The sequence below is a fragment of the Enterobacter sp. 342 genome, from assembly GCF_036663495.1.
In the GTDB taxonomy this organism is placed as follows: Bacteria; Pseudomonadota; Gammaproteobacteria; order Enterobacterales; family Enterobacteriaceae; genus Enterobacter.
Window position 1 is genome coordinate 68,029 of the sequence record NZ_JAWUEI010000024.1, and the last position, 9,635, is coordinate 77,663.

A 9,635-nucleotide genomic window follows, 5' to 3' on the forward strand; every position below is an offset into this window, starting at 1 on the left:
TTACCCTTAGAAATCAAGCGCCTGGTATATATCTGACGCAACAGTCATTGTAACGCCACAACATATAGACATAATTATCATTGCCTATTTTTTTGCGCCCACCTTTAAGGGTTGACCAGTCATGTACCGAATCACCAAGACGATGACAGCAATCCGGCCCTTTCGCCTCAGGAGTTGGGAAAAGCATTGAAAGCCGATACTGGGAACGAGGTGTAAAGTATTCCCACGTTTTCTCACACATTGCGTCTGCTCCCATCGTTCGCATCAGCATTCCCTGGCGATGTAGTTTAGTCAGAAGACGCTGGGTTATCAGTGAACTCGTCCTTACAGCGTCATCATTTGCGTAAATGTGGCCGGTTAATGGATAAAGGTTGCCATCGCATCCGGCACAAAAGTATGCAGCGAGATTATCCTTTCCTGCTGTTACTGCTACACAGTCAGCAGCGCACACCATTGAGGCAATTGGGTTTGCAAAAACTACTGCCTCTGGATTCAGGACGAGTGTAAGCAGATCACTTTCCCACATAGGGTCCACTTCGCTTATATAGGTCAGGCTGGCATCTATATAGGGTTCAGCAGTGCACTCGCCAATAATCAGTAATTTGAGCATTGTCATGATTGGGAACTCCCAAAGATGAACATCGTAAAATCCGGCTTCAGTTGCTGTCATTGGCTGATTTGTGTTGCTTTTACCAATATCAAACTGCGATTTTTGAAGCATCGTGCCTTCAAGAAAGGGGCTGCACCAGGGGCTCTTTACAACTTCTACAATCTTCACCGGCTGAAAGAAGCTCAATTGCCAACCTATTTCCGGTACGCCGTTCTGATCTGTGCAGTAGCAACCCGGACGTGAAGGAGCAGCGCCTTCTGGAGCTGCCCCTATGCCCATTATCCTCATGGGAAAAATGCAGCTCCAACAGATATTCTTAATCAAGCCCTGCCACACTCCAGCTGACTGACACATAGCCCCAGGGACTCCAGCATCTGCTGCCATAGCCATACCCGGTATAGAAAGCGAAAGCATAACTGCTACAATGAACTCTAAAAGTAACTTTTTGAATTTTTTCACCATCATGCTCACTTGGATGTAATAAATGTTGCAACACTTTCGATATAGTCGACGGCTTTGGTAAAATAACTTCTCATCTGGTCCGGATAATTTAGCGTCAGCCATGTTGCAAAGAGAGCGCCTATAATAAATCCGAGTTTCATCTTATTTTTCCTCTGAAAGATTTGGGGCTCCGATACCACGGACTTCTGCCTCGCTAAACAGGGTGATCCGGAATTTATCTTGGTCAGTAGTTATAAGCGCAGGTGTGTTTTTAATCTGAAAGCGTGAGATGATCTGTTCGTTAACTTTAAACACCTTACCGTTAAATTTTTCACGTAAATCATTTAGGTGATCCCATCCATTATCTTTTTGGATACGGGTAAACATTGGCATTACTTTTCCACTACCCAGACGTTGTCGATACTGCTGCTCAGCCCATACCAGCTGGCCCGGATTGAGTGGATCGAAAATTATCATCGTCAGGTTTTGAGGAAATCTCGAAAGTGGATTAATCAACTCACCGGCGGAAGCTATTACACGGCCCTGCTTATCTTTTACGTCCTGAGTGACCCTCACTGTAGGGTCAATTAAAAATTCTTTGTGTTCCTGGGCAGGAGGGAGGTCGACCATCCATTGATTTTTCCATGTGTCAGAAACGGCCCTTTTTTTTGCACCTTCCCAGTCATATTTTTGTGCACGTTCTTCCAGTTCTTTAATGATGCTCTTTTCTTCAACGGGATAAGTGGTACCAGCAACCGGGAAAATATCCTGATCGGGTTTTTTAGCAAGTTCTCGCTGAAAAAACTCAACGTTGAAGGAGCCTACCATTTTTGCAAAACGAGCTTGCTCCCTAGAAATAATTGTCGGTACTTGAGTTACTTGATACTGACTGAAGCTATCAGGATCAATTGTAATCAAAGGAGATTCAAATTTTCCTTTGACAATCATTTGGTTTATTGCTGCCTGTGTCTCTGGTAGCCGAGTAGTTCCTTTCTTTAGACCATTGAAAACTACACGAGCTTTATGCTCTGAGGCCGTACGTAGAAGGTCTTCCAGTACATAATCCGGCAAGCTAAATGAAGCAAAGATCGTTATTCCATTTTCAGTTGATAGTGCTTCTTCACGTGTGCTATCCATTTTTCTTTCGAAGTCAGCAGCTGTGATGCCCGAGGAACCAAACAATTTTTCGATATTTTTAGATTGTCCTCGCATGACTTCCGGCTTATTTTCCACAGCTTTCAGAGCCGCTTCATTAAGGCTGGCGTTTTCTTGAATTTCATCACGTCTTCTAATTATATCGTTGACAGCTTCAGAGTTATTACTTTGGGCCCTGATAGCCTGGGTATGGTCTATAACTGCTTGAACACTATCCGCATTCATACCGGGGACGTAACCACGGTTTATTTGCTTGCTCAGGTCCTGGTTTTTTTGGAGTGCTTCAGCTTGCGCTATGTACTTCTGCACATCTGGTGATTTTAGCGTAGCATCAAGGCTAAGAGCCCCATCTGGCTGCTGTGCACCTTTAGCCTGTGCCCCAAGCCCTTTTGCTTGCTGAGCGATTAGGTCAGCATCATGTTGATACTCAGTGCTTGCATTTGTATTACTTAAAACTGCACATAACGCAAGTCCAGGAAGTATTGGTAAATATTTTTTATTTACATTAAAAGATCGCATATGTTTTCCCAATTACTGAATTCAGCTTTACTGTTCCCCAAAAACGGGAATCCCATGAGTGATCGGTTTGCCCAATTAGGAAAACTTCGCCTTCAGGAATTATCAATTCTTTTTCAATCAAAATGGACGGAATATTGTATTTCTTCGAAATACGACGTGCATTAGCTTCAAAAAATTTGTCCCCGTTATAAACCCCATCCATTGTTACTTTAAGTTTGTCACCGCCCACACCGGCAACAATTTTTATGACTCGTTCATTTTCTGGGATAAAACGTACCGATTTCGGCATGTTAAATGCTATGAGTTCACCAGTTTTAATACTTTTATCCGAATGATCAATCATATAAAAATCAGCAGGCAGGCACCCATTCAATAAACCGTATCCAAATGTATAACGGGTGAAAAAGACACACATAACGAGAATCAGCAATAAAATATTAAGGGGGACATACCAATCCAGTATAAGCAGCCCTCTCTTTTTAGGTATGTAGTCGCTCATATTTTTCTCACTGGCACTGAAGAATATTTTTACTAGGCAGATGCACCTCTATCCAAGTAATTATTATCCATGTTTTTCAACGCTCGGAAGTCTGCAAACCAACCTAATATTCACCTATAAGAATGTTAATTCCTCAGCATGTATACGCAGCTTTGTTAGCGGCCATGAAAGATGCCTTTGGAGCAAAGTTACTTTCCGACATTAATTTTTCAAAGGTCCAATTATTGGGTATAAAAAAGCCGGGACATAATGTCCCGGCTTTATATTTAAAAATTAACTACTCACTGCTTGGTATTGATACAGTGTTTTCAGACTTACTTGCCTCTTCAGCCGGTCCGAAAACTGTCACGTGCTGTGTTGCAAAGTCTCCACTATCATCATAAGCAATTACTTTTATGTCCTGCTTACCACGGTTAAGGTTTTTAGAAAGTGTAGCCGTACTACCGAAAACGTTCCTTAATTCGCCGTTGATGAACCATTCATATCTAACCATTTTTCCATCAGTATCATCACATTTATTGGTAAAGCTCCAGCTTAGGTTGGTTTCCGTGTAGCTCAATGTACAATTAGGCACTGCGTTTTTAACGACATCAAACTCAACAGATGCTGAACCTCTCTGTCCAAGTTTACTAACAACATCAATTGTAATCTCGTATTTCTTTTCTTTTAAACCCGAGATCAGTTGAGCCCAATAATTTTTGCCGCTGGGTATTACTTCACCGTTCACCTTGTATGTGACCGTATCTATCGAGTCCGCCGAATGAGATAGCTTGATGTTTGACCTTAAGGTTACATCGAGTGGAGCTCTCATATATTTGTTAGAGAACTTGGGTGTCATCTCAACGTTCATTGGCGTTTGTTCATCGACAACAAAGGTATTTTCGATACGCTGTTCATTGTTTCGGTTATCTTTGAAAACAACCATCAATGTATATTTGCCAGGATTTTCAATTGTAAATTCTTTGGTGTCACCTTCATCTTTAGTGATTACCAGATTCTCTTTGTCGTAGATCCATTCACGGGAATAAGTAACACCAGGATAGTCTCCATCCTTAATACCGCTCAACGCAACGCGTAGGGTGGTCGGTGCCATGTCGTATTTAAGTTTGGAGCTTATTTTCATCTCGGGAAATTTATAAACCCACGATTTGACAGAAACTCTACGGGTAGAAACCGTATTCTCCTTATTGTCCGCTAACCATGCACTGTATTCAAAAGCAGCATATCCCTGTTTATCCAACATTTGCTCAGTAAGGGTAACAGACAGTGAAGAGCCCTTAAATGTCTGGCCATCCGGTGTTTTCCATTCTTCAACTACGTTATTACCATTCTGGTACTTACTGTTAGGGTTCGTGAACTTACCTTCCAAAGTAACTTTTTGACCAACCTCTACCTTTGAAACCCCCGTTACCGAGACAGAAAGGCGCTTGGGTTTTGCGGCTGCCAACCGAGCAGACGTTTCCTTCCATGAAGACTCCTCTGCCAGTTCATCGGAATCAAGGTAACGCATCCGGGCATAAATCGTAGACGGTAGGGTATCAGCTGAAGCCACAGTGTAAGTTGTATCTCCCTGCACCCAGTTGACTTTATCCTCTGACCAGAGAACCTCAGCGGTGCCTGCTGGTATAGGTTCATCGTTATCAAGCAGGGTTACAGGTATATCTGAGCCCTGAAGAATGTCTGTAACATCTATACTGAGCTTAGGCTGCTTGTAGGTAACTACCGTTAAGGCATCTGTGTAGGAAATCTTGGATGTGAATTTATTAGTCATTTTTGCCCTATAAAGCCACTTTCCTACTTCTGTCTTTTTGATACTTACACTTCTCTTTCCGGTCATGTCGGAAAGCATGGTCCAGGTTTGACCATTATCAGAGGACTGCTGCCATTCGGTGGGGGCGAGTGCATCAGAGTTAGCCGTACTGGCAGATTTGAAGCTTACCAGAGTACTAAGTGGGATCCTTCCGATAATAAGGCTTTTCGACAGGTTACCCTCCAGTTCCTCACCTTTATAGATTCGAATGCCTACAGCACTGGTCTCACGTTTCATTTCAAAATCAGAGAATGGCGATCTGACCTTAGCCACACCAACCAGACGCATATTACCCAGATCCATATTTTCAATTTTAATCTTGGTTTCGACAATGCCCGCATCATTGACCGGCAATGCTTCAGTCAGCGCAGTTCTTTCGTATGTAGTTTTATAACGGCCTGTTTCTGGATCTTTGCCGTATACACTTTTTTGAGAGTATATCGTGACGTCCCATTCTCCCATTGTTTTACGGTCAAATGCACTTTTACGTGTGGAGTTGTTATAACGCCCCACTGTTACCTTTAAGGGCACTTCAAGAGATGTGGCTGTTTTTTTGTCATCCACTTCCATCGATGCTCGAATATTGAAATCAGGCACCGTATATACGTTGAGGGTGTCTGTAGTTCTTAATTCTGGATCCTTTGAGTATTCTACAGCTATGTCAAAGACGTTCTTTGTCCACAATGGTGCAGCAGCAACCTTGACCCTTTGTACAAAGGTCGTTGCATCGTTGTTTGAGGAACGATTTTTAAATGACGTTTTGACAGCCTCAGAGCCGTTTTGAGAGACGATCATCGTAACGTCAGCTGGTACCACCTTCGCTAATATTCGAGCGGCCTCCCCCCCGGTCGTATAAGCCAGAGCAGTGTTCGGATTGATGCCTGCTATGACTTTATTCTTTTTGTAAGAGATGATCGGGTTGTATGGTAATTGTGTGGTCAGAGTACGGCGATTCCTTGCGGAAACCGCTTTAGAGCCCTTCCCGTTAATCATATAGACTTGATAGTCGAGCAGATTCTCACCTGTTTTATTAAAGAATCCAGTTAGACCCGGGGTACGTCCTTTAAAATAGAACTCCAACCCATCAGGGACATTGTTCCACTGAGGGTAGCATGCTGTAACATCTGATTTTTCCCCATACCAGGCGAGGTAAGCATTCGCATTTTCCTCTGTGGTAAACAGAGTGCATTTATCACCAGCTGTTTGACTAAGCAGGTCCGTATACTGACGTACGCGCGAGTAAAGAGTTACGTTTTTTTCCAGATTCTTAAGAGTGAATCCAGTAGGTTGATAAGTGAACACGGTACTGAAATTTACGTTTTTTCCATAAAGGTTTTCAGCCACCACAGTAATCTCGTGATCCGAATTAACTGCTAAATCGTCTCCAACCGGCAGGTAGTAAATACCTTTATAATTTGTAGGTGTTAACGAAACTACTTTGTTGTCTATTGTTACTGATTTTATGTCAGCAACCCCAGCCTGCCCCTGGAAAGCTGCAACGATAATCTCGTTCAGGAAGTATACGGGTGCTCGTTTAGTTAATACCTGCCCATCTTTGAGAACCATAAGCGTTGGGTTATCAGACAGCATCAGTTTGCTTTCAGGCTCAGTGTACGTAGAAGAGTTTTTGCTCGTATTTTCTACTGTAAAAGTCGCTGCGTAGGACCCGTTTATAAGATCCGTTAAGTCAAAGATATAGAGGTACTCATCACCGACTTTTTGAGGTCCACTTACCGGCTGTAAAGTTCTACGTAAAGGGGTTGCCCAGGACTGTTTGAAATCAATCTCAGTGCCATCATCTAAAGTCACTTTAGTCGTCGGCTTAAACACGCCATCCGGAGTCATAGTGAGCGACATAGCTGTTGGGAGCCACCATTCACCTTCTGTTTCTTGCTGGGGTACCTTAACGGCCACAGCAACGGTTTTGGCTCCGGTATAGATGTCCTGGCCACCTACTTTGATTGTTTTAGCCTCATCGGTAAAATTCCAAAGTGTATGGTCTACTACAGGAGGCCGATAATCCCAGTTAACAACAAGCTTTTTGGATTCAGGAGGTGCGAAATAATTATTCTTAGAGTTTGCTGTAATTGTGATATCACGTGAACCCAAAAGTTCATCTGTATCACTGGCCTTAATGCTTCCAACTTCAATGGTACAGGAAGTTCCGCCAATAGGTACTTCACAGGCGGAGCCTGAACCTATTGAGATGTATTGAATATAATTGCGGGGTTCAACAGAAACAGCGATATCTTTGATCGCTTCATCCTTTAAATACGATTTGAAAGAAAAGCCGTCATAGACTAATCCGTTCAGGGATGATTTAAGACCGGTGATAGTTGGTTTTACCGGTGCCACACTTTTGATTGAATATTCACCTTTTACTATTTCAACTTTTTTCCGTTCAGAACCAGAGAAGTAAGAAATCTTGTAAGGTAGTTTTAAATCACCGGTGGTGTTGGGAACGCCTGAAAGAGTGAAGCCGTTAGAAGTTAATCCCAAGGTATTGGGTAACCACTCAAAAAAACAAACGAGGTTATCAACAGAGGAAGTCGCTCGATCATCAACCGTTACATTACAGGCTGTGCCTGCACCTGAGGCAGTGATAGTGTTAGAATTAACGTATGCAACAAAGTCGCCCGGCCCCGGGTCAAAGGATACGGCTGGCAAATCAGCCTGTAGCTTTCCTGAAATCATAATCGCTTCAGCATAGACCGCTTTAATCGGAGCAATTAAAGAAAACAACAGGGCTAAACCTAAACCTGATTTTCTCATGACGAATACCTGTTTTTCTGAGCAAAATTAAACTCACTTTACGATGAAAAACAGAAATATCCGTTCGTATAACATTTAAAAAAACCTGTATTTTTCCGTATATTCCGTATGTTAATGCGCTATTTTGAATTCTTGGCTTCAGATAAGCGAAGCGCGGTAATTATAGACTCGGAGCTTACCCAGGGCGTTTTTTGAGCAAGATATCCAAGTATGTAGAGGCCAATTTTAACGCAATCCATTTGTGAGACGGGGACCATGTGCATGAAGGGTTTTAAGCCATCTTTATCGACTGGAACTATCCCTGCGGATAACAACAAACCGCCCCTCTCGTTTGGGGTAACGCTTATATTTTTGTATACGACGTGGCCATGATGTGAGGTTTTCCTCTTATCAATCTTTAAAGTATGCATGATTCTAAGAAATACAGATGCCATCTGCATAACTTCATTCGTCGACAATTTTAGAAGTACAGAACGGTTTGAGCCCCAGTCATAATCTTTTTTTGCGTTCCTTGGAGCGACGTGCAATGTAAGATAATAATTATCAATCTCATTTGAAAAAGGTGAAGGTTTTGATGAGCTAACATCTTCATTGTTCATCTCAATGACAAGGGCTGCATCCTGACCAAATGCTTTAACATTATGGTTTTTAAGAGCGAAGTCTGAAGTTGCCATATAAAAAGTCACTTTTGATAAAACCACATACCGCCTAATGATTCATCATCGGCAAGATGCTTGAAATTTGATAGTGTAAATCCTGTTTTGGTTTCAGAAATCACCAGGCTGTAAGATGCCGTATGTACAAGGCGAGAATTGTTTAGATCAAGATCATCACAAAAACCAGGGCTTTTGACGGGGTCAGCCTTTTCAACAAAAGTTACTTTTGAAGCGATGCCGTTGATCACGATTTTCTCGTTATCAGCAATTTTAATGTTTAAAGAAGGCGAGCTTTTATCACATGGCAGGAAGAGTGATGTCTTTTTAAATGTGTTTCCAGTGAAGTCCAAAAGGTCAGGTTTAACCGGAACATTGTTTAGGATTTTATAAACTCCAGCAAATGCACATAACACAACAAAACCAGATAAAACATATCTAATCTTAGACTTCATCCCCCAGTTCCTCTCCTAAAAGTTTTAACGCGCTTACGCACATAAGCCTCAACTGATACAGTAAGTTATCAGCGGTTATTCCACCAACGAAGGTAACTGTACGTCGTATTGATGCTCCGCCAGGCTCGCACTGGATATGGCCAATACCAGAATCACGGAGGAAGTCATTTTCTGCACTTACAAGGTCTGACTCTACAGGTGGAATGATAACTTCAATGAGTATTGTATCAACTGGGGCCCACTCCCAATCGAACTTAAGAGAGGAAATTGGGGATATAGAAACAAGAAGCTCATCAATATTAAAAATTACGGGTTTTATTCCCATAACCTCAGACTGAATGAAGTGGCTTTCTACCATAACTACCGGAAACTCTGAAATAGTCAGAACTCCGATTAACTGGTCTCGGCGTAAACCATGTATTAGTGAGTTGCGAGATAGCATTCGATCAGCCTTTATTATAATAATCAATCATTTGGGACAAGGACAAAAGGGATTACAGAAACGAAGATTCTACATGAACATCGTTGTCAGTGACCTTAGGTCCATCGGGTATAAGGGTATCAAAAAATCCTTACATAACCATTAAACCACAAAGACTTTTTACGTAAAATAATAATTAAGTACCAGATTTATTAAGATAATTCTTAGGGAAGGTGCGAATAAGCAGGTCATTTCTTCCCAAGCTGACTCGCTGATTAAAATTTCGCGGATCTGGGCCGA

Annotated in this window: 7 protein-coding genes and 1 pseudogene; all 8 read right to left on the minus strand. The window is 42.1% G+C overall.

Annotation, left to right across the window (positions count from 1 at the left end; genetic code table 11):
- Positions 1 to 13 precede the first annotated feature (13 nt).
- Positions 14 to 1,069, minus strand: a complete 1,056-nt coding sequence (gene trhU / locus V6E55_RS18035) for an IncHI-type conjugal transfer protein TrhU (protein WP_181231580.1) — start codon at positions 1,067 to 1,069, stop codon at positions 14 to 16.
- 144 nt (positions 1,070 to 1,213) lie between these two features.
- Complete coding sequence (locus V6E55_RS18040) at positions 1,214 to 2,725, minus strand: TrbC family F-type conjugative pilus assembly protein (RefSeq protein ID WP_001256132.1); 1,512 nt, start codon at positions 2,723 to 2,725, stop codon at positions 1,214 to 1,216.
- Positions 2,712 to 3,224: an IncHI-type conjugal transfer protein TrhF gene (trhF, locus tag V6E55_RS18045; protein ID WP_001286760.1), complete on the minus strand. Its 513-nt coding sequence runs from the start codon at positions 3,222 to 3,224 to the stop codon at positions 2,712 to 2,714. The genes V6E55_RS18040 and trhF overlap by 14 nt, the downstream gene beginning before the upstream one ends.
- 277 nt (positions 3,225 to 3,501) lie before the next feature.
- Complete coding sequence (gene rsp / locus V6E55_RS18050) at positions 3,502 to 7,806, minus strand: IncHI-type conjugal transfer protein RSP (protein WP_001232109.1); 4,305 nt, start codon at positions 7,804 to 7,806, stop codon at positions 3,502 to 3,504.
- A gap of 119 nt (positions 7,807 to 7,925) precedes the next feature.
- On the minus strand, positions 7,926 to 8,480 hold the full coding sequence (locus tag V6E55_RS18055) for a plasmid transfer protein (RefSeq protein ID WP_000235773.1): 555 nt from the start codon (positions 8,478 to 8,480) through the stop codon (positions 7,926 to 7,928).
- Positions 8,481 to 8,488: 8 nt separating this feature from the next.
- Entirely contained in the window at positions 8,489 to 8,914 is a 426-nt protein-coding gene (locus tag V6E55_RS18060) for a hypothetical protein (protein WP_000836981.1), read from the minus strand.
- A complete protein-coding gene (gene hdtA / locus V6E55_RS18065; protein ID WP_000952689.1) occupies positions 8,904 to 9,356 on the minus strand; it encodes a H transfer determinant A in 453 nt (150 codons plus the stop codon). Before hdtA ends, V6E55_RS18060 begins: the two co-directional genes overlap by 11 nt.
- A 175-nt stretch (positions 9,357 to 9,531) precedes the next feature.
- A pseudogene (locus V6E55_RS18070) lies at positions 9,532 to 9,635 on the minus strand (fimbria/pilus outer membrane usher protein); the annotation flags it as partial.